We start from the raw sequence: 19,993 nt of genomic DNA, 5'->3' as shown, positions 1-19,993 counted from the left end.
GTGCTGTGGCCGTTCGTCGACATCCGAACGGCCATCGGTCGCAGGCCGGGGCCACGGCGTCAGACCTGCTCAGGTATCTTGGTATCGAGACAAATAGCCCCGTGAACGGAGAACCTCCCGGTGACCGACGACGCCATCATCTACACGCACACAGACGAGGCACCGGCGCTCGCCACCGCCTCGTTCCTTCCGATCATCCAGGCATACACCGGCCAGGCCGGCATCGAGGTCGAGACCCGCGACATCTCGCTGGCCGGCCGCATCCTCGCCGCCTTCCCGCAGAAGCTCACCCCGGAGCAGCAGGTGGGCGACTCGCTCGCCGAGCTCGGCGGTCTCGCCACGCTCCCCGAGGCGAACATCATCAAGCTGCCGAACATCTCGGCCTCCATCCCGCAGCTGAAGGGGGCGATCGCCGAGCTCCAGAAGCAGGGCTACGACATTCCCGACTTCCCGGACGAGCCGTCCTCCCTCGAGGAGAAGGACGTTCGCGCGCGCTACGACCGCATCAAGGGCTCCGCCGTGAACCCGGTGCTGCGCGAGGGCAACAGCGACCGCCGTGCCCCGCTCGCGGTGAAGAACTACGCCAGGAAGCACCCGCACCGCAACAAGCCGTTCGCCGCGGGATCCAAGACCCGCGTCGCGACACTCGGTCACGATGACTTCAAGCACAACGAGCGCTCCTGGGTCGCCGCCCACGACGACGTGCTGAGTTTCCGCCACACGGCGAACGACGGCACGGTCACCGTGCTGAAGGAAGGCCTCAAGGTCCTGCCGCGCGAGATCATCGACGCGACGTTCCTCTCGGCCAAGGAGCTCGACGCCTTCCTCGCCGAGACGCTCGCCCAGGCCAAGGCCGACGACGTGCTGTACTCGGTACACCTCAAGGCGACCATGATGAAGGTCAGCGACCCGATCATCTTCGGTCACGTCGTGAAGGCGTTCTTCGCCGACGTGTTCGCGCAGTACGGTGACAAGCTCGCCGCAGCCGGACTCAGCGCCAACGACGGTCTCGGCTCGATCCTCTCGGGTCTGGCCAACGTCGCGGACGGCGCGGAGATCGCCGCCGCCTTCGACAAGGCCATCGCCGAGGGGCCGCGTCTGTCGTACGTGAACTCCGACAAGGGCACCACGAACCTGCACGTGCCGAGCGACGTGATCGTCGACGCATCGATGCCCGCACTGGTGCGCAACGGCGGCAAGCTCTGGGGCAAGGAGGGCGAAGAGGCGGACACGCTCGCCGTCATCCCCGACTCGTCGTACGCGGGCGTCTACCAGGCCGTGATCGACGACGTGATCGCGAACGGCCCGTTGGACCCGGCGACCATCGGCACCGTCCCCAACGTGGGGCTCATGGCGCAGGCGGCCGAGGAGTACGGCAGCCACGACAAGACCTTCGAGATCGCCGCAGACGGCATCGTGCAGGTCCTCGACGGCGAGGGGACCGTGCTCATCGAGCACACGGTCGGCAAGGGCGACATCTGGCGCGCGACGCAGACCAAGCACATCCCGGTGATGGACTGGGTCAAGCTCGCGGTGACCCGCGCCAGGGCGACCGGCGACCCCGCCGTGTTCTGGCTCGACGCGAACCGCTCGCATGATGCGCAGATCATCGCCAAGGTGCACCAGGGTCTCGCGACGCTCGATACCAAGGGCCTCACGATCACGATCCTCGCGCCCGAGGAGGCCACGCGCTATACGCTCGCACGCATGCGCCACGGGCTCGACACGATCTCGGTCACCGGCAACGTGCTGCGCGACTACCTGACCGACCTGTTCCCGATCCTCGAAGTCGGCACGAGCGCCAAGATGCTCTCGATCGTGCCGCTGCTCGCGGGCGGCGGGCTGTTCGAGACCGGTGCGGGTGGTTCCGCACCCAAGCACGTGCAGCAGCTGGTCGAGGAGAACTACCTGCGCTGGGACTCGCTCGGCGAGTTCTTCGCGCTGGCCGCGTCGCTCGAGCACTTCGCCGACCGTACGGGCAACGACAAGGCCCGTGTGCTCGCCGAGACGCTGGATGCCGCCACCGGGATCTTCCTCGAGGAGGACCGTTCGCCCGGCCGTGCCCTGGGCACGATCGACAACCGCGGCAGCCACTTCTACCTGGGCCTGTACTGGGCTCAGGAGCTGGCGAAGCAGACGAAGGACGCCCAGCTCGCCGCCGCCTTCGCGCCGATCGCCGCCACGCTGGCGCAGAACGAGGAGACCATCGTCTCCGAGCTCAACGCGGTGCAGGGCAAGCCGGTCGAGATCGGCGGCTACTACCGTCCGGACGACGCGCTGGTCGAGGCCGTCATGCGTCCCTCTGCGACGCTGAACGGCATCGTCGACGCACTGCGCTGACGCGAGAGAAGGGGGCGGATGCTGCGGCATCCGCCCCCTTCTTCGTACCCGGGCGGCCCCGGGAGACGGCCTGGTGCCATCGGCGAAGGGCACACCGACGTCGGAACCGTGCCGCCGTCAGGAGCGCCTCTGGACGGCGCGCTCATCCCGCCGTTCACAGGACGGCGGGGGAGGAGCGATCGTCAGTAGTGGACGGAGACCTCGAGGCCCTGGGGAGACCAGTCGTACACGTACTTGGCGAGGTCGATCGGCAGGTTGACGCAGCCGTGACTCATGCGCTGGCCGAAGTTGTTGTGCCAGTAGGTGCCGTGGAAACCGATGTTCGGGGCGAACCACGTGATCCAGGGAACGTCTTCCGTGCAGTACGGAGCGCCTTCATAGCAGCCCATGTCCTGGATGCGCGTGTGCGCGAAGACCTTGAAGTTGCCGGTGGGGGTCAATGTTCCGGGGAGGCCGGTGGAGACGGCCCAGGAATTCACGACCTCGTTGTTCTCGTAGAGGACGGCCCGCTGCGAGCTCAGGTTGATGTCGATGCGGCGGAACAGGCTCACCGTCTCGAACGGGGTCTCGGTGACCGTGAGGGCGAACGTGCCGTCGCCGGCCGCGAGCTTCTCGGCGAACTGGTCCGCGATGTCCGACGTGTCGCCGAGCGCGCGGCCCGCGACGCCCTCCTGCTCCGCGCGGAGCACGTTCCCGGCGGAATCGACGATGTTGGTCGCGTTGACCGGAGCACGGTCCACGAGAGCGGGAAGACCATCGACGGTGGCCTGGATCGCCTGCGGGTCGGCCTCGATGCGCAGCTGGCCGTCGTCGTCGACGACCGAGAGCCAGGACGCGGCGACGGCGGGATCGACAGGAACGGTGCGCTCCTCGCCGACGTAGAAGCCGACGGCCGGGAGCATCGTGTTGAGTGTGGACGCGGTGGCCGTGGCGTCGTCGTCGGAGACGGCGGGCTGGGCCGTGGCGGCGTCGCCCGAGTACTCGAGCGTGGTGCGGCCGTCGCCGACCGCCTCGGTGAAGGCGGCGTTGAGGCCGGCGACGTCGATCCCGGTGCCGGTCTCCGACGGGGTGATGACGAAGGTGCCGCTGGCGGCGTCGAAGACCACGCCGGCGTCCACGGGGTCGTCGAAGCTCGTCGGCACTGCGGCGCGCAGTGCCGCGGTCGCCTTCTCGGAATCGAACGCGATCTCCGCCGGTACGGGGTCGCCCATCCAGGCTCCGAGGTTCCAGAGTGGGTGCTCGGCGAAGGCCGTGTCGGCGAGAGCCGTCGCGTCGACGTTCACACCGAGGTCGGTGCCGGTCAGCACGGTGCCCTCTCCTTCGCCGGTGAGGGTGACCTCGGTCTCGGCGAGGTGGGCGTTGATGGTGTCGGCCGCGGCGCCCGGGGTCATCCATCCGACGGGGATGCCCGCGACCGTGGTGCCGGGCGCGATGAGGATCATGGAGGCCGCGCCCGCACCGATCGCGATGACGCCGAGACCCAGACCGATCCAGAGGCCGAGGCGGCGCTTCTTGGGTGACGGTTCGATGGGGGCCCAGGCGAGGGGCTGTTCGCCGGTGGACGGCGGGACGGTCTCCGTGGGAGCTCCCGTCGGTGCGAGTACTGCGGTGGGCGCGGAGTCATCTCTCTGCGCCTCGGCTGCGCCCGGCGCAGAAATCAGATCGGTCACGAACTTCACCCCCCGGCTCTCAAACGTGTCCTCACGTTCAATGGTACGGGATGGGAGGTAACGGGGAGGCAACGGTCCGTGATAACGTGCCTCCCCGCATCAGGCCCGTCAGTCGATGATGGCGATGCCGTCGATCTCGACCAGCATCTCTTCGCGCGGCAGACCGGTGAAGACGGTGGTGCGCGAGGGCAGGACGCCATTCGTGGTGTGCGCGGTCACGAAGGCGCCGTAGGCATCGTTCATGATCGGGAAGTCCTCGCGCTTGGTCAGGTAGACGCGCAGCATCACCACGTCGTCGAACGTCGCACCGGATGCCTCGACGATCGCCTTCACGTTCTCCAGGGTGCGGGTCGTCTGGGCGGCGACGTCACCGGGGAACAGGTACTCGTTCGTCTTCGGGTCGACGGGACCCTGGCCGGACACCTGCACGAACGGGCCCTTGCGGATCCCCTGCGAGAAGGTGTGGGCGGGGGCGGGAGCGGCGTCGGTGGAAACTCGGATCTTCGCGGTCATGCCGCCAGCCTAGTAGCCTTGTTAGATGCCTCTACAAATTCCGGATCCCGTTCTCGGCGCCTGGACGAAGGGCTTCCCGGCGCGTGCTGCGGGCCTCCGACTCTCGGAGGTGGCCGACGCCGATCTGCACCTCTCCGACCTGGTCACCCCGGTGTTGACGGTGCACGAAGACGCCCTCGCCCACAACGAGGAGACCGTCTTCGCCTGGGCGCGGGAGCAGGGGGTGCTGCTCGCTCCGCACGGCAAGACCACCATGGCTCCGGCGCTGTGGCAGCGGCTGCTCGACGCCGGTGCCTGGGGGATCTCGGTCGCCACGCCCTGGCAGGCCGAGGTGGCCATCGACGCCGGCGTCTCGACCGTGCTGATCGCCAACGCGGTCACGGACCCGGCCGCGGTGCGGCGGCTGGGAGAGCTGCTCGCCGCCGATGAGGGACTGCGCGTGCTGTGCTGGGCGGACTCGCTCGCAGGTGCCGCGATCCTCGCGAAGGAGATGCGCGACGCCGCGCGGCCGCTGGATGTGCTGGTCGAGCTCGGCGGGGCGCACGGTCGTACCGGGGCGCGCACCGTGGAGGAGGGAGTGCGGATCGCGCAGGCGCTCTCCGCCGCGCCCGGCCTGCGGCTCGCGGGTGTCACGGGATACGAAGGACCGTTCGGTCCGGACCGCAGCGAGGCCTCCGTCGCCGCCGTCGATACGTACCTGCGGACACTCGTCGAACTGCACACGCGCCTGGACTATCCCGACGATGTGCGCCCGGTGCTCAGCGCCGGTGGCAGCTCGTTCCCCGATCGCGCCGCAGCGGTGCTCTCCGAGGCGGCAGCCGAGGCCGATGTCGTGCTGCGCTCCGGTGCCTTCCAGATCCACGACGATGGCTTCTACTCCCGGATGTCCCCGTTCGGCCCGCTCACCGGGACCGCGCCGCTCCGTTCAGCGATGCACGCCTGGTCACGAGTGGTGTCCCAGCCGGAGCACGGCCTCGCGCTGCTCGACGCGGGCCGACGCGACGTGCCGTTCGACCTCGACCTGCCTGCTCCGCAGAGCGTCGCGGGCGAGGTCACCGCGCTGAACGATCAGCACGCGTTCCTGCGTCTCGCGGACGATGCGACGGTCGCCGTCGGCGATGTCGTGCGGCTGGGACTCTCGCACCCCTGCACGGCCTTCGACAAGTGGCGGGTGGTCGCGGTGATCGACGACCCCGACGCCGCCGACCCCCGGGTGATCGGAGCGGTGGCGACATGCTTCTGAGCGCGCACAAGGCTGCGGCCGGGCTCGTACGGGTCTATCGCGGAGCCACCGTCATCGACGGCACGGGGGCGCCGCGGTACGTCGCCGACGTCGCCGTGGAGGGGGCGAGAGTCGTCGCGATCCTCCCCGACGGCGCGGTGGGGTCCGAGCTCGAACTCCCCGACGGCGCCGTGGAGATCGCGGCCTCCGGGCTCGTGCTGGCCCCGGGTTTCATCGACATGCACGCGCACAGCGAACTCGCCGTGCTGAGCGGTGCGGCCCACGATGCGAAGATCCGCCAGGGCGTCACGACGGAGGTGCTCGGCCAGGACGGCCTCGGCTACGCACCCCTCGATGATGCCGCGGCCGCCGTCATCCCGGCGCAGATCGCCGGGTGGAACGGGATGCCTGCACAGGCACCATGGCGGACCATGGACGATCTGCTCGCGGCGATCGACGCCGCGGCTGTCGCGAATGCCGCGGTCCTCGTCCCGCAGGGGAATCTGCGGATGATGGCCGTCGGTCATGAGAACCGTGCCGCGACGTCGACCGAGATCTCCGCGATGGCCGACCTGCTGGGGGAGGCACTGGATGCGGGAGCGTTCGGCATGTCGAGCGGCCTCACCTACACTCCGGGGATGTACGCCGACACGGCGGAGCTCGAAGCCCTGTGCCGCGTCGTCGCCGAACGCGGCGGATACTGGGCGCCGCACACGCGCAGCTACGGGGGCGCGGCGCTCGAGGCGTACCGGGAGGCGCTCGAGATCGGACGTCGGACCGGCTGCCCGGTGCATCTCACCCACGCCACCATGAACTTCGCCCCGAACCGGGGTCGCGCGCAGGAACTGTTGGCCCTGATCGATGAGGCGATCGCGGACGGCGTGGACGTGACGCTGGACACCTATCCCTACCTCCCCGGCGCCACCACGCTCTCCGCGCTACTGCCGAGCCGGCTGGCAGCGGGCGGCGATCTGCTGGGGGCCATCGCAGCCCTCGACGCCGCAGGCAGGGAAGCCGTGCGCGTGGAGCTCGAGGAGATCGGCTGCGACGGCTTCCACGGCGAGAAGGCCGATTGGACGCAGATCCAGATCTCCGGCACGGCGAACCCCGCCCTCGCCGCTCTCGTCGGACGCACGATCGCCGAGATCTCGACCACGACCGGTCGCCGTGCCGTCGACGTGGTGCTCGACACGATCCTCGAGGACGCCGGTGCCACGGGCATCCTCATGCACATCGGCGATGAGGAGAACGTTCGCGCGATCATGCGCCACCCGCAGCACTCGGGTGGCAGCGACGGGATCCTGATCGGCGCCCGGCCGCATCCGCGTGGGCGCGGCACGTTCCCGCGGTACCTCGGGCACTACGTGCGTGAGCTCGGCATCCTCACCTGGGAGGAGGCCGTCCGTCACCTGGCCGGGACGCCGGCGAGGCGGCTGGGGCTGGATCGCGGCGACGCTCCTCGCGGAATCGTCAGACAGGGGGCGACCGCCGACCTGGTCCTGTTCGACCCGGAGACCGTCGCGGCGGGGGCGACGTTCGAGGCGCCTCTCACCGCCCCGAGCGGCATCGTGGAGGTGCTCGTCGGCGGCGTGCCGGTGCTGTCGGACGGGGACGTGACCGGCCTCACCCCCGGACGTGCGCTGCGGATGCCGCCGCCTGCGCACCGCGCGACGGTACCTCGTGTCGAGGCCGTGATCGATCCGGCCCTTCCCGCCTTCGTGTGGACGGCCCGGACGCCGATCCTCGCCACTGCCGATCTCGCCGCCTCCGTGGCGCGGCTGGGCGGCGGCGGGGGAGGAGGCGACACCGAGCTGCCGCCGATCCGTCTGTGCGTGGACGAGACCCTCGGTGCCGAGGCCGCAGCGGCGGGCCGTATCGCCGATGAAGCCTTCCGCGTGAGCGTGAGCGGCTCCGGCATCGAGGTCAGGGGGGCGAGTCCGGTCGGAGTGTTCCGGGGCGTCACCACGCTGCGACAGCTCAGGGACCCCGAGGCTTCGACGGCGGTGATCCCCACCGGCGTCTGGGAGGGGGCGCCCGCCTACAGCTGGCGCGGGACGATGCTCGACGTCGCCAGGCACTTCCGCACGGTCGACGACGTCCGCCGTCTGATCGATCTGCTCGCCGACCATCACCTCAACGTCCTGCATCTTCACCTCACCGACGATCAGGGCTGGCGCTTCGAGGTGCCGGGCTTCCCTCGGCTCACCGAGGTGGGCGCGCGCCGCGAGGCGACGCAGCTCGGGCACGGGCCGCTCGCGACGGTCGAGGTCGGCGTGCACGAGGGCTTCTACACGACCGCGCAGCTGCGCGAGCTCGTCGACTACGCGCGCGAGCGATTCGTGACCCTGGTACCCGAGGTCGAGCTTCCGGGGCACATCCAGGCGGGCCTGGCGGCCTACCCCGAACTCGGCAACGTCGACGTCGGGGAGCCGATCCTCTCCGCCTGGGAGCGCTTCGGGGTGAACCCCCGCACCCTCGCTCCGACGGATGCCGCCCTGGCGTTCGGGCGGGCGGCGATCGATGCCCTGTGCGACGTGTTCGACTCGGAGTGGATCGGGATCGGCGGCGACGAGGTGCCGGTGACCGAGTGGGCACAGAGCCCCGCGGCCGCCGAGCGGATGCGACAGCTCGGGCTCGACACGCCGCACGACGTGCAGCCGTGGTTCACGGCGCACTTCGTCGCGCACGTCCGTGCCCGCGGTCGCGTCGCCCTCGCCTGGGACGAGGTCCTCGAGGGGGATGTCCCCGAGGGGGTGCGCATCCTCGCGTGGCGTGGTCCCGCCGCGATGCGCGAGGCGCTCCGTCGTGGCATCGAGGTCGTGGCGTGCTCCGATCTCGAGGTGTACCTCGACTACCCGCAGTCGGATTCGGAGGAGGAGCCGATCAGGGTCGGCCCGCCGCTGTCGATCGAGCGCGCCTACACGTTGCGCGTCGAGGACGGCGCGGTCGGGGGACAGGCGAACGTGTGGAGCGAGCATCTGCCGTCCAGGGATCGCGTCGATTTCGCGATGTTCCCGCGTCTCTCGGCGATCGCCGAGAGACTCTGGGAGGGCGGGGACGCCGCGCCGTATGCCGACTTCGGACGGCGTCTGCCGACGCACCTGCGCCGGCTCGCCGCGGCAGGGGTGCGGTATCGTCCCCTTGACGGGCCGGAGCCCGGACAGCGCCGCCCCGGCGTGCCGGGGAAGCCACTCACGATCGAGGCTCGGGAGCAGATCGTCGCGGGGCTCGTGGAGCGTCTCATCGAGCGCTCGAAGACGGTCGTCGCCGACGACCCGAAGTAATGTAACGTTTCGGTAACCCTCCTCGCGCGTCCGCGAGCGGAGGTTGCGCAATTTTTGTTCGTAAGGTCTACTAACAAACATGTCCGTTTCGGATGAACAGCGTTCCGCATCGCCGTCAGAGTACGTCGGTGCGAATGCGCACGCCTTCGGCCCAGGGCGCCACCTGCGCTCGCGATCCAAGGTGCTGCCCGAGCACGCCCGCGGTCACAACCGCGCCCTGGTGCTGCAGACTCTGTACCACGCAGGGGCGATGAGTCGCGCCGACCTCTCCCGGGAGACGGGGCTCACGCGGGTCACCATCTCCGACCTGGTCGCCGAGTTCATCGCCGATGGGATCGTCATCGAGATGGGCGTGCGCGAGGCCGTCGGCCCGGGCAAGCCGCCCATCCTCATCGACATCGACCGGTTCGGTCACCAAATCGTCGGTCTCGATCTCTCCGGACCCGACGCCTTCACCGGCGCGGTGCTGAGCCTCGACGGCGACGTGCTCGAACGACGTGCAGTGCCGCGTCCGCAGTCGCCTGACGGCGAGGCGGCGTACGCAGCCCTCCGGGAGCTCGCGCAGACCCTGGTCGCCGCATCCACCCAACCGCTGCTCGGCGTGGGCATCGGCACCCCGGGTGTCGTGCGCCCTGACGGCCTCGTCCTCAGCTCTCCCAACCTCGGCTGGACGAACTTCCCGCTCGAGGCGAAGCTCGGCGTCGATCTCGACCTGCCAGTACTCGCACGCAACGACGCCAACGCGGCGGTGCTCGCCGAGTACACCTTCGGCGATGCGAAAGCCGACTTCATGCTCATCAAGATCGGCAAGGGCGTCGGAGCCGGCCTCATCACCGGCAGCCAGCCGCTGCTGGGCAGCCGCTTCGCGGCGGGCGAGATCGGGCACGTGGTCGTCGGAACCGACGGCGGACCCCGCTGCGCGTGCGGAAAGGACGGCTGTCTCGAGGCGTGGCTCAGCGTCAGCCGCCTCGGTGCGGCGATCGCGGCGGAACCCGATGCGCGCGACGAGATCCTCCGCGATGCCGGAACGCGCATGGCGATCGCCATCGCTCCGATCGTCGCGGCCCTCGACCTCTCCGAGGTCGTGCTCTCCGGACCTGCCGATCTGCTCGACGGCATCCTGATCGATGCCGCGATCGAGACTCTGCACGCTCGCACCCTCGAGGGTGTTTTCGAAGACGTCGTGGTGCGCCTGACGCACCAGGAGGACATCGTCCTGCGGGGAGCCGCGGTCATGGTGCTCTCCGGGCAGCTGGGAGTGTCGTGACCGTCACCTCCACCCGCACCGGCACGACGGGCAGCGGCATCCGATGACGGGTGCAGACACGGCCGACCGCTCCGGTCGGCAGATTCGAGTGGGCCTGGACGTCGGCGGCACCAAGATCGACGCGGTGGCCGTCGACCCCTCCGGTCACATCCGCGGACGACTGCGACGACCCACCGGATGGGGCGATGACGCCGTCGTCGAGAGCATCGTGATGGCCGTGACGGCACTCGCCGACGAGAGCGGATTCCCCCTCGCCGACGTCGGCTCCGTCGGCATCGGCATCCCGGGGCTCGTCGACGCCGAGGCCGGGCGGGTGGATCACGCGGTCAACCTCGGTGTGGAGTCGCTGGATCTCGCCGAGAAGGCCGAACGCGCGCTCGGCGTGCCCTTCCGGGTGGAGAACGACGTGAAGGCCGCAGCCCTCGGCGCTGCGGTGCTGAGCGGGCTCGCCGGCTCCATGGCGTATCTGAACCTCGGAACGGGCGTCGCCGCCGGCATCGTGATCGATGGGCGCATCTGGCGTGGCGCTCGGGGAACGGCCGGCGAGGTCGGTCATCTCTCCGTCGACCCGCACGGACGCCTGTGCGGTTGCGGACAGCACGGATGCGTCGAGACGTTCTGCGGCGGCGGTGCTCTGGCCAAGGCCTGGGGACGCCCGGGTGCGCTGCCGATCAGGGACATCTTCGACGCGGCGGATGCCGGCGATCCGCTGGCGCTCTCGCTTCGCGACGACCTGTACCACGGAGCCGCAGCCGCCGTGCGCGTGCTCGTGCTCTCCGCCGACGTCGAGACGGTGGTCATCGGGGGAGGGCTCACGGCTCTCGGTGACCGGCTCGAAAACGGCATCCGCGCGGCGCTGCACGCCGGCGCCGAGGCGTCACCGTTCATGCGGTCGCTCCGCTTGGATGAGAGAATCGAACTGCTCCCGGCGGGGTCTCCCGCCGCCGCATTCGGCGCCGCACTGGTCGGCGCCTCCATCACCGAGAAGGAGATCGTTCCGCATGGCTGAGGTCGTCATCGTCGAGAATGCCGAGGCCGCCGGCGCTTTGGTCGCCACCGAGATCGTGGAGCTGATCGCCCGTCGTCCCGACGCGGTCCTCGGCCTCGCGACCGGGTCGACCCCGCTGCCGGTGTACCAGGCGCTCCGCTCCCAGCTCGCGGGTCGCGACGTCTCCCAGGTGCGCGGCTTCGCCCTCGACGAGTACGTCGGCATCGACCCCGCGCACCCGGAGAGCTACCGCTCCGTCATCACGCGTGAGGTCGTCGAGCCGCTCGGACTCGACCCGCAGCGCATCCATGTCCCCAACGGCGCGCAGGCGACGATCCAGCACGCCGGCGACGACTACGAAGCGGCCATCGACGCCGCAGGCGGTGTCGATCTGCAGATCCTCGGTATCGGCACGGACGGGCACATCGGCTTCAACGAGCCCGGATCGTCGTTCGCGTCGCGCACTCGCGTGAAGACGCTCACGGAGCAGACCCGCGAGGACAACGCCCGCTTCTTCGACTCGATCGACGACGTGCCCATGCACTGCATCACGCAGGGGCTCGGGACGATCCTGAAGGCGCGTCACCTGGTGCTGCTCGCCTTCGGCGAGGGGAAGGCCGCAGCCGTCGCCGGCGCGGTCGAGGGTCCGCTCACGGCGCTGCTGCCCGGTTCCGCGATCCAGCTGCACCCGCACGCGACGATCGTGGTCGACGAAGCCGCAGCTTCGCGCCTCGCGCTCGCGGACTACTACCGCTACACGTTCGCGAACAAGCCTTCCTGGCAGGGCATCTGACACCTGCCCGACGCCTGGCCCGCGCTCAGCCCGCCGACGCGGGCCAGGCGATCGGGAGCAGGTGCTCGACGCTCAGGGGCGCCAACGGGAGTGTGGCGATGTCGTCCGGGGTGATCCAGCGCAGTTCGGCGAGCTCGGCTTGGACCGTGACCGCCTGGGGATCGACGGACGTCGCGAACGCTTCGGCGATGACGCGGTGACCCGGCTCGTTCGCGGCCGCGGACACGAAAGAGCCCAGCGGCTGGAGATCGGCCTCGTCGAGCTCCAGCCCCAGCTCTTCGTGGAGCTCGCGGATCAGCGTCTGCGCCGCGGACTCGCCGGCCTCGGGCTTGCCGCCCGGCTGCATGAACATGCTCGTGCCCTGCTTGCGGACCACGAGCACTCGTCCGGCCTCGTCGACGATCACGGCCGCGCTCACATGGATGTCAGGCATCGAGGCTGAACACCTTTCCGGGGTTGAGGATGCCGAGGGGATCGAACACGGCGGCGATCTGACGCTGAAGCTGCCATTGGTCATCGCCCAGCTCATCGACGAGCCATCGGCGTTTCAGGACGCCGATGCCGTGCTCGCCCGTCAGGGTGCCCCCGAGGCGGATCGCGGCGCGGAAGAGATCATCGGCGGCCGCCCAGACGTGCGGCGGGGTCTCCGGCCCGTCGAAGATGAAGTTCGGGTGCAGATTGCCGTCGCCGGCGTGGGCAACCGTCGGGATGGTGATGCCGTACTCGCGTTCGATGCGCGCGATCTCGTCGAACATCGCCGGCATGGCGCTGCGGGGCACCGACACGTCTTCGATCAGCGTCGTTCCCAGCGAGGCCATCGCCGCGTGCATAGACCGCCGGATGGCGAGGAGGCGCTCGCCCTCGACACGGTCGTGGGAGACGACCGTCTCGCCGTCGTGGGCGCGCAGGATCGCGGCGATCGTGTCCGCCTCTTCAGCGGCAGCCGGCCCATCGGTCTGGATGGTCAGCTGGGCCGTGCCCGCAGACGGGACAGGGAGGGCGAGCAGGGCGTGCACGGCCGCGAGGCTGGCGGCATCCATCAGCTCCATGATCGCCGGCTGCACGCCCGCGGCCGTCACGGCGGCGGAGGCTGCAGCAGCGCTGCGTACTCCGGGGAAGGTCGCGGTGACGGTGCAGGTCTCGCCGGGCACGAGTCTGCGCAGCTTGAGGGTGGCTCCGACCACGACGCCCAGCGTGCCTTCCGAGCCGACGATCAAGGCGGTGAGGTCGAGGCCGGTCACGCCTTTGACGCTGCGGTGACCGAGGTGCAGCAGCCGGCCGTCGGCGAGGACGAGGTCGACGCCGAGCACCGCGTCGCGCACCACTCCGTACTTGGCGCACAGCAGACCGCCGGCGCCCGTGGCGATGTTGCCGCCGACGGTGGAGATGTCGCGGCTGGCGGGATCCGGAGCCCACCAGAGACCGTGCGTGGCGAGTTCGGCATTGAGGTCGGCGTTCAGGATGCCCGGTTCGACGACGGCGAGCAGGTCGTCCGGGCGGATCTCGCTGATCGCGGTCATCCGCCGCAGCGACAGCACGATCTCGCCCGCCCCGGCGTTCGCGGCTCCCGCGAGTCCGGTACCGGCGCCGCGAACCACGACCGGTGTGCGCGTGGCCGTCGCGATGCGCATGGTCTGCTGCACGTCTTCGACACGCTCGGCGTGGACGACGGCGAGAGGTCGCCCCGCAGCGGCGTGGCCGGAACGATCTGCTCTGGCCTCCTCGAGCGATGCCTCATCGGTGTCGACGAGCGCGCCGAGGGACTCCTGCAGGAGTGACAGTACGCTCACGACAGTGCGCTCACGAGGGGAACCTCACGACAGCGCGCGTCGACCGCTGAGCACGCCGGCGACCACGGCGACGAGGGCGAATGCGGTGCCGATCAGTGCCTGTCCCATCGACCACCACGCGATCGTGACGCCGACGTAGATCAGCAGCTCGACGGCTGCGCGCAGGAAGGGGTGCACACGCAGCACCGGGCGCGGCGAGAGGAACAGCGCCCAGACCAGGATCACGACGACGGGCGCTCCGACACCGATGACGATGTTCCAGGGAAGATCCCAGCTCGCGAAGCCCCACAGAGCGAGAGAGGCCACGGCGACGACGAGGACGACGGCGCGGACGATGTCGAGAGCGGTGATGACCGGACGCTCGACGCCGGGAACAGGAGCGGGATCCGAGGGCATGGATCCAGTCTATTCGGCGACGGGGGAGTCCTCGGTCGGGACGGCGCCCGCCGCGACGGGCGCGGCGACATCGGCGACCTTGGTCGTGATCGGCTCCTGCTCCACGGGAGCGGGAATCACCGGCTCGGCCACGACGGGTGCGGCTTCGACAGGTGCGGCCACGACGGGTGCGACCTCGACGGGTGCGACCTCTGCCGGTGCGACCTCCGCTGGAGCTTCGTCGACGGGTGCGACCTCTGCGGGAGCATCGGTCGTGATGACGACATCGTCGACAGGAGCGGAGCTGACCGGGTTCTCCTCGACGGGAGTCTGGTCGCTCTCCGTCGGGTCCTCCTCGACCGGACCCTCTTCGATCGGGATCTTGATGCCGGGGCGGTTGGGCTGCAGCGCGAGGAGAGTGGTGTCCGCGAAGGGCGCGTCGCCCGTGTCGAGGACATACCGGAAGGTGACCTTCGTCGAAGCGGCGAAGCAGTACTGGAACAGGCCGGGGCGCAGGTCGATCTCACCCGCTCCGGAGTCGTCGAGCACGATCGTGTCACCACCGCCGTGGCTGCCGTCGAGAAGCGCTTCGACCGTCGCTCCCGGTGCGCCGGTGATCGGCACGCGGTAGTGCACGGTCAGCTCGTCGAAGACGATCGTCGCGGTCGTCCAGGTCGGCGCTTCCGTGGGAACACCGGGCTCGACGGGCTCGACGGGCTTCTCGGGCTCGACCGGCTTCGTCGGTTCGACGGGGGCCGTGGGCGGGGTCGTGACGGGCGGCGGTGTGACGGCCGGTGCGGACGACGGATCCTGTCCTGGCTCCGCCTGATCGTCGGTCGGGGGCGCGGGCGCCTCCTCCGGCACGATGACGGGCGTTTCGATGATGACGGGCTCGTCGAGGCTCATCTTCTCGTCGGGCCCGACGTCCGCCGAGATCGAGGACGGGTCTTCGTCCCCGGCGTTCGGGAGCGAGGTCGCGGGATCGGCTCCGGCGAGTCCGGGGATGATCGTGGAGGCGGCGACGACGCCAGCGACGACCAGTGCGGCCGAGCCCACGCCGACGAGTGCACCGATCCCGGTGAACACCCCGCCCGCCGGGCCGGCACCGGCGCCGGCGGAAGAGCCCGCCGTGCCGCCTGCCGAGCCGCCGGCGCCGGAACCCGAACCGCCCGAAGCGGCGAGGCCCGTCGCGGCGTGCGTGACGCCGGGGTCGCCGGCGAAGACGGCACCCGGAATGCTCGACGGCATGGCCGCCAGAGCGACGATGGGCGTGCCTGCACCCTGCAGCGTGGCGAGGTAGCCTGCGGCGCCGGTGACGCCGAGCACGAGAGGCAGCAGCACCAGGGCGAGACGCTTGGAGACGTCTTTCGCCTCGGCGGCGACGATCATGCATCGGGCGCACTCGTCGAGGTGGAGCTCGAGTCGCTTGTGATCGCGGGTGCTGAGGTTGCCGCGAGAATAGGCGCCGAGGTGCTCGATGGTCCACTGGCATTCGGAGCCGTCTTCGGCGCTGCGCAGATGCGCCTGGATCCAGGCTTCACGAAGGCCTTCACGCGCACGGAACGCCAACTGCGACACGGCGCCGGCCTTCATCCCGAGGAGGGGCCCGACCTCCTGCGGCTTCATCTGCTCGATCTCGGTGTACCAGAGCACCTCCTGCCAGCGGCTGGGGAGACTGCGGAAGGCCTGCGCGGTGAGGCTGCGATCGAGCGCCTCGCTCGCGGCCTGGTCGGTGGTGTCGGGGTCGGCGACGGTGTCGAGTTCGTCGATCGCGGTCTCGCGACGAGCACGTCCCCACCCCGCCGCCGTGTTGCGGATGCTCGTGAAGAGGTAGGCGCGGAAGGAGCCGTTGGGGCCGCCGCCCTTGATGATCGCCTGATAGATGCGCGTGTACGACTCCTGCACGAGGTCATCGGGATCGATGGAGGAGGTGACCGAGCGCGCCACGGAGAGCCCCGACGGGTAATGCCGTCTCCAGAGTTCACCGAACGCCTCCGTGTCTCCCGAACGGGTGCGGAGGATCAGGTCGGCGTCGCCGATCGTTTCGTCGTGAGTCGTGTTCTCTTCGTGCACAATCATCCATCTGTCGCCGGGCGCGGGTGCGCCTCTACGGGAAGAGACGCATGAGAGCGCCTCTCATCACGCGACTTCTCCATTCTCTCGCGAATCTCCCAGGGAAGCCACCCTCTCCGCGAACTCCAAGCCGATGCCCGGGTTCGCGCGAGGGTGCCTCCGGCGGTGTCTGCGGACGGTATCCGAAACTCCTTCGAAGATTTTCGAGAAGTCGCGTAATGAATCGGAAGGGGCGTCGTCTCATCCCATAGAGACAGCCGTGAGGATCCCACCGGGGGGCGGGATCCAGGCACTGGTGCGGGGGGTATTCGCGCCGGTCGGGCGGGTCGGGAGCCTCGGGGGAGGAGAGCCCGGCCGCCCGTCTCACGAGGGGGAACGAGGCCGCCGATCTGGGGAACGGCGGCCTCCCACACGTTTCGATCCGAGGATCGGGATGAGTTCTCGAAAGATTTTCGAGAAGTCGCGTAATGAATCGGAAGGGGCGTCGTCTCATCCCATAGAGACAGCCGTGAGGATCCCACCGGGGGGCGGGATCCAGGCACTGGTGCGGGGGGTATTCGCGCCGGTCGGGCGGGTCGGGAGCCTCGGGGGAGGAGAGCCCGGCCGCCCGTCTCACGAGGGGGAACGAGGCCGCCGATCTGGGGAACGGCGGCCTCCCACACGTTTCGATCCGAGGATCGGGATGAGTTCTCGAAAGATTTTCGAGAAGTCGCGTAATGAATCGGGATGAGCATCGTCTCATCCCATAGAGACAGCCGTGAGGATCCCACCGGGGGGCGGGATCCAGGCACTGGTGCGGGGGGTATTCGCGCCGGTCGGGCGGGTCGGGAGCCTCGGGGGAGGAGAGCCCGGCCGCCCGTCTCACGAGGGGGAACGAGGCCGCCGATCTGGGGAACGGCGGCCTCCCGCCCCATCACACACGTATGACCGGAGAGCGCAGAGCTGCGCGTCGCGCGCGGCGCCGTCTCAGACGAGCAGCCGTGGTCCTGACCACACGCGCGCGACGCGCAGATCCGCATCCAGAAGCACGGCATCGCCGAGCATTCCGGTGGTCAGGCTGCCGAGGGATGCATCGCGTCCGATCGCACGCGCCGGCGTCTGCGTGAGTGCGCGAACGGCTTCGGGAAGCGCCACTCCCGCCTGCACGGCACGCTGCAGGGCCACGTCCTGCGTGAGCGTGGAGCCGGCGATCGACCCGGTGTCATCGGCCCTGGCCACGCCGTTCTCGACCGTGACGCTCACGGCCCCGAGGTCGTAGTGGCCGTCGGCGCTGCCCGCAGCCGCCATCGCATCGGTGATCAGTGCCACACGTGCGGGTGCGGAGTCGAACACGAGCTTGACGACGTGCGGATCGAGGTGCACGTTGTCGGCGATGGCCTCGAGCACCACCCGGTGATCGGCTGCCGCTGCCAGCACCGGTCCAGGAGCACGGTGATGGATGCCCGGCATCGCATTGAACGCGTGGGTGAGGATGGAGGCCCCTGCCTCGAAGGCGGCGACGGCCATCGTGGCGTCCGCATCCGTGTGGCCGACGGCAGCGGCCGAGCCCGCGGCCACGATCTTCCTGATCGCGTCGAGCCCGCCGGGCAGCTCCGGCGCGATCGTGATCTGGCGGACGGTGCCGCGTCCGGCATCGAGCAGGAGGGCGACATCCGCCGCCGTCGGGTGACGCAGCAGCGACGGTTCGTGCGCGCCGTGGTGCCCGGGGTCGAGGAACGGGCCCTCGAGGTGCGAGCCCAGGATGTCCGCATCCGTCTCGGTGAGATCGGCGATGAGCGCGACACTGCGGGCGAGGGTCTCAATCGGCGCCGTGACGAGCGAGATGACCGCGCGGGTGGTGCCGTGCGCACGATGCATCTCGCGCCCGGTGCGGATCGCCTCCACGCCGTCGTCGAATGCGGCGCCGGCGCCGCCGTGGCCGTGGATGTCGACGAATCCGGGAGTGAGCAGGGCGCCGGGACCGGCGAGGGCTACCGCATCGACGACCTCATCCGCCGCGGTCCACTCCGATCCCGTCCCGCGGCCGGTGACGACGCCGTCCTCGATGCGGACCCAGCCGTCCTCGACGATGTCGCCGCCGTCGACGATCCGTGCGGAGTGGATGACCAGCGAACCGGGCGCGGAGGAGTGGGTGATCAACGTGCGCTCCAGGGGATCTCGTCTGCGGGATGGAAGTCGATCCCCTCAGCTTTCCACAGCGGAGCGAGGGCGCCGACGCGCACGCGGAAGGACTCCCATACGCGTTCGGGCGCTTCTCTCGGCGACCAGGCGACCTCGGCCTGAGCCGCCGCACGGGGGAACACCAGCTGTTCGACCTCGCCGAGCGTGCGGGTGGTCTCGGACCAGAGCGGGGCCTCGACGCCGAGGATCGCGGCGTCCGGCACGTCGAGGACGGCTGTCGGCTCCCACTCGTAGGCGGAGCGGACGTCGATGATCCCCGCCCAGGTGAGGCCGAGGGGGAAGTCCTCCGCGTACTTCATGTCGAGGTAGGTGACGTCCGCCGCCGACATGATGAGGGCGCCTCCGCGCTCGACGAAGTGCGCGGCCTCCTCGGCATGCGTGCCCTCTGGGGTGGTCTTGCCCCAGTACTGGCCGACGGTTCCCTCGGCGATGTTCGCCGCGGATCCCATCTCATGCCAGGCCATCGGGATCTTGCCCGCTTCCACGACGATCGCGGTCGCGCGCTCGGCGAAGAGGTCGAAGTCGGCCTGGGGCGTGCCGAGGGACTCGTCGCCGCCGATGTGGATGTACGCACCCGGGGTCATCTCGGCCAGCTCATGGACGACATCGCGCACGAAGTCGTAGGTGCGCTCCTCATGGATGCGGACGCTGGAGTGGCCGACGCCCCAGCCCAGGTACGTCTCGCCGGCGACGGGTAGCGGCTGGCCGAGCCGCGCGGAATCCGCGATGAGGTTGTCGTTCAGCACCGGCGCCTCGACGAGCTCGGGGTAGGCCACACCGATCGCGTGGGTGTGACCAGGCAGGTCGATCTCGGGGATCACGATCATGTGACGCGAAGCGGCGTACGCCACGATCTCCCGGTAGTCGGCCTTGGTGTAGAAACAGCCGGGGTCGCCGCCCACCGATGTCGCGGAGGCCCGTTCCGTCAGCAGCGGCCAGGCATCGATGTGCACGCGCCACCCCTGGTCGTCGCTCAGGTGCAGGTGCAGATGGTTGAACTTGAGGGAGCTCGTGCTGTCGATGAACTTCTTCACGTCGCCGACGCCGAAGAAGTGCCGGGCCACGTCGAGCATGACGCCCCGTCGCGGGAAGCGCGGCGAGTCCGCGACATCGGCGCCGAGCAGCCCCCAGCCGGAGTCGTCCTGTCGCAGTAGCTGCAGTAGCGTCTGCACGCCGTAGAAGAGCCCTGGCTCGTCGGCGCCGACGATGATCGCACGCTCGCCGATCTCGAGCGTGTACCCCTCCGGCGCCGAGGAGCCGTGGTCGATCAGCAGCTCGATCTCGCCGGAGGTCCCGTCGGAGGTGGAGAGGCGGATGCCGGTGCGGCGCTCGACCGCGTCGATCAGCTGGGCGGCAGCGGGGGAGGAGCCGTGCACACGCGTCGTCGCGGTGATCGGCATCCGTCCCTCTCGCGCGGTGGCGGACACAGGCGCTGGCACGAGCGGAAGAGGATGAGGAAGGACCATGAACAAAACCTACCCGTCGGCATCGCTCAGG

Annotated in this window: 14 protein-coding genes; 6 read left to right on the top strand and 8 right to left on the bottom strand. The window is 69.9% G+C overall.

From position 1 onward, the window contains the following. Nucleotides 1-120: 120 nt before the first annotated feature. Nucleotides 121-2,340 (top strand): NADP-dependent isocitrate dehydrogenase, encoded by a 2,220-nt coding sequence (locus KY497_RS15715; protein WP_218682715.1) that lies wholly within the window; start codon nucleotides 121-123, stop codon nucleotides 2,338-2,340. 182 nt (nucleotides 2,341-2,522) lie between these two features. Here KY497_RS15715 and KY497_RS15710 read toward each other — a convergent pair whose 3' ends face one another. Next, nucleotides 2,523-4,010 (bottom strand): L,D-transpeptidase family protein, encoded by a 1,488-nt coding sequence (locus KY497_RS15710; protein ID WP_258185757.1) that lies wholly within the window; start codon nucleotides 4,008-4,010, stop codon nucleotides 2,523-2,525. A gap of 108 nt (nucleotides 4,011-4,118) precedes the next feature. Continuing rightward, a complete protein-coding gene (locus tag KY497_RS15705) occupies nucleotides 4,119-4,523 on the bottom strand; it encodes a RidA family protein (RefSeq protein ID WP_017828337.1) in 405 nt (134 codons plus the stop codon). A gap of 25 nt (nucleotides 4,524-4,548) precedes the next feature. Here KY497_RS15705 and KY497_RS15700 point away from each other — a divergent pair, with 25 nt between their 5' ends. From KY497_RS15700 to nagB, 5 genes are all read left to right on the top strand, one after another. After that, a complete protein-coding gene (locus tag KY497_RS15700) occupies nucleotides 4,549-5,766 on the top strand; it encodes an alanine racemase (protein ID WP_258185756.1) in 1,218 nt (405 codons plus the stop codon). Continuing rightward, nucleotides 5,757-9,029 carry a family 20 glycosylhydrolase gene (locus KY497_RS15695; RefSeq protein ID WP_219869470.1) on the top strand — a complete coding sequence of 1,091 codons (3,273 nt, stop codon included), beginning with the start codon at nucleotides 5,757-5,759 and terminating at the stop codon, nucleotides 9,027-9,029. The genes KY497_RS15700 and KY497_RS15695 overlap by 10 nt, the downstream gene beginning before the upstream one ends. 79 nt (nucleotides 9,030-9,108) lie before the next feature. Continuing rightward, nucleotides 9,109-10,296 (top strand): ROK family transcriptional regulator, encoded by a 1,188-nt coding sequence (locus KY497_RS15690; RefSeq protein WP_055870549.1) that lies wholly within the window; start codon nucleotides 9,109-9,111, stop codon nucleotides 10,294-10,296. Between the two features lie 43 nt (nucleotides 10,297-10,339). Further along, a complete protein-coding gene (locus KY497_RS15685) occupies nucleotides 10,340-11,305 on the top strand; it encodes an ROK family protein (protein ID WP_219869469.1) in 966 nt (321 codons plus the stop codon). Further along, entirely contained in the window at nucleotides 11,298-12,077 is a 780-nt protein-coding gene (gene nagB, locus KY497_RS15680; RefSeq protein WP_127481997.1) for a glucosamine-6-phosphate deaminase, read from the top strand. The genes KY497_RS15685 and nagB overlap by 8 nt, the downstream gene beginning before the upstream one ends. Nucleotides 12,078-12,102: 25 nt before the next feature. Here nagB and KY497_RS15675 read toward each other — a convergent pair whose 3' ends face one another. The 6 genes from KY497_RS15675 to KY497_RS15650 all read right to left on the bottom strand — a co-directional run bounded on the left by KY497_RS15675 (nucleotide 12,103) and on the right by KY497_RS15650 (nucleotide 19,896). Then, entirely contained in the window at nucleotides 12,103-12,510 is a 408-nt protein-coding gene (locus tag KY497_RS15675) for an NUDIX domain-containing protein (protein WP_219869468.1), read from the bottom strand. Continuing rightward, nucleotides 12,503-13,867 carry an FAD-binding oxidoreductase gene (locus KY497_RS15670; protein WP_127481998.1) on the bottom strand — a complete coding sequence of 455 codons (1,365 nt, stop codon included), beginning with the start codon at nucleotides 13,865-13,867 and terminating at the stop codon, nucleotides 12,503-12,505. The genes KY497_RS15675 and KY497_RS15670 overlap by 8 nt, the downstream gene beginning before the upstream one ends. Before the next feature lie 24 nt (nucleotides 13,868-13,891). Continuing rightward, complete coding sequence (locus KY497_RS15665; RefSeq protein WP_055870560.1) at nucleotides 13,892-14,263, bottom strand: YrdB family protein; 372 nt, start codon at nucleotides 14,261-14,263, stop codon at nucleotides 13,892-13,894. A gap of 9 nt (nucleotides 14,264-14,272) precedes the next feature. After that, entirely contained in the window at nucleotides 14,273-16,321 is a 2,049-nt protein-coding gene (locus KY497_RS15660; RefSeq protein WP_219869467.1) for a sigma-70 family RNA polymerase sigma factor, read from the bottom strand. 960 nt (nucleotides 16,322-17,281) lie between these two features. Next, entirely contained in the window at nucleotides 17,282-18,454 is a 1,173-nt protein-coding gene (gene nagA / locus KY497_RS15655; protein WP_219869466.1) for an N-acetylglucosamine-6-phosphate deacetylase, read from the bottom strand. Beyond that, a complete protein-coding gene (locus KY497_RS15650; protein ID WP_258185754.1) occupies nucleotides 18,451-19,896 on the bottom strand; it encodes a beta-N-acetylhexosaminidase in 1,446 nt (481 codons plus the stop codon). The genes nagA and KY497_RS15650 overlap by 4 nt, the downstream gene beginning before the upstream one ends. Between the last annotated feature and the right edge of the window lie 97 nt (nucleotides 19,897-19,993).

Source organism: Microbacterium sp. PAMC22086, assembly GCF_019443525.1.
GTDB lineage: Bacteria > Actinomycetota > Actinomycetes > Actinomycetales > Microbacteriaceae > Microbacterium > Microbacterium maritypicum.
The sequence above is the reverse complement of the archived record's forward strand: the minus strand, read 5'-3'. Positions and strand labels throughout refer to the sequence as shown.

Excerpts from the sequence above, each read along its gene's own strand:
- KY497_RS15695 (WP_219869470.1), top strand. The coding sequence starts at position 5,757 with ATGCTTCTGAGCGCGCACAAGGCTGCGGCCGGGCTCGTACGGGTCTAT.
- nagB (WP_127481997.1), top strand. The coding sequence starts at position 11,298 with ATGGCTGAGGTCGTCATCGTCGAGAATGCCGAGGCCGCCGGCGCTTTG.
- KY497_RS15660 (WP_219869467.1), bottom strand. The coding sequence starts at position 16,321 with ATGATTGTGCACGAAGAGAACACGACTCACGACGAAACGATCGGCGAC.
- KY497_RS15705 (WP_017828337.1), bottom strand. The coding sequence starts at position 4,523 with ATGACCGCGAAGATCCGAGTTTCCACCGACGCCGCTCCCGCCCCCGCC.
- KY497_RS15700 (WP_258185756.1), top strand. The coding sequence starts at position 4,549 with ATGCCTCTACAAATTCCGGATCCCGTTCTCGGCGCCTGGACGAAGGGC.
- KY497_RS15690 (WP_055870549.1), top strand. The coding sequence starts at position 9,109 with ATGTCCGTTTCGGATGAACAGCGTTCCGCATCGCCGTCAGAGTACGTC.
- KY497_RS15675 (WP_219869468.1), bottom strand. The coding sequence starts at position 12,510 with ATGCCTGACATCCATGTGAGCGCGGCCGTGATCGTCGACGAGGCCGGA.
- KY497_RS15665 (WP_055870560.1), bottom strand. The coding sequence starts at position 14,263 with ATGCCCTCGGATCCCGCTCCTGTTCCCGGCGTCGAGCGTCCGGTCATC.
- KY497_RS15685 (WP_219869469.1), top strand. The coding sequence starts at position 10,340 with ATGACGGGTGCAGACACGGCCGACCGCTCCGGTCGGCAGATTCGAGTG.
- KY497_RS15650 (WP_258185754.1), bottom strand. The coding sequence starts at position 19,896 with ATGCCGATCACCGCGACGACGCGTGTGCACGGCTCCTCCCCCGCTGCC.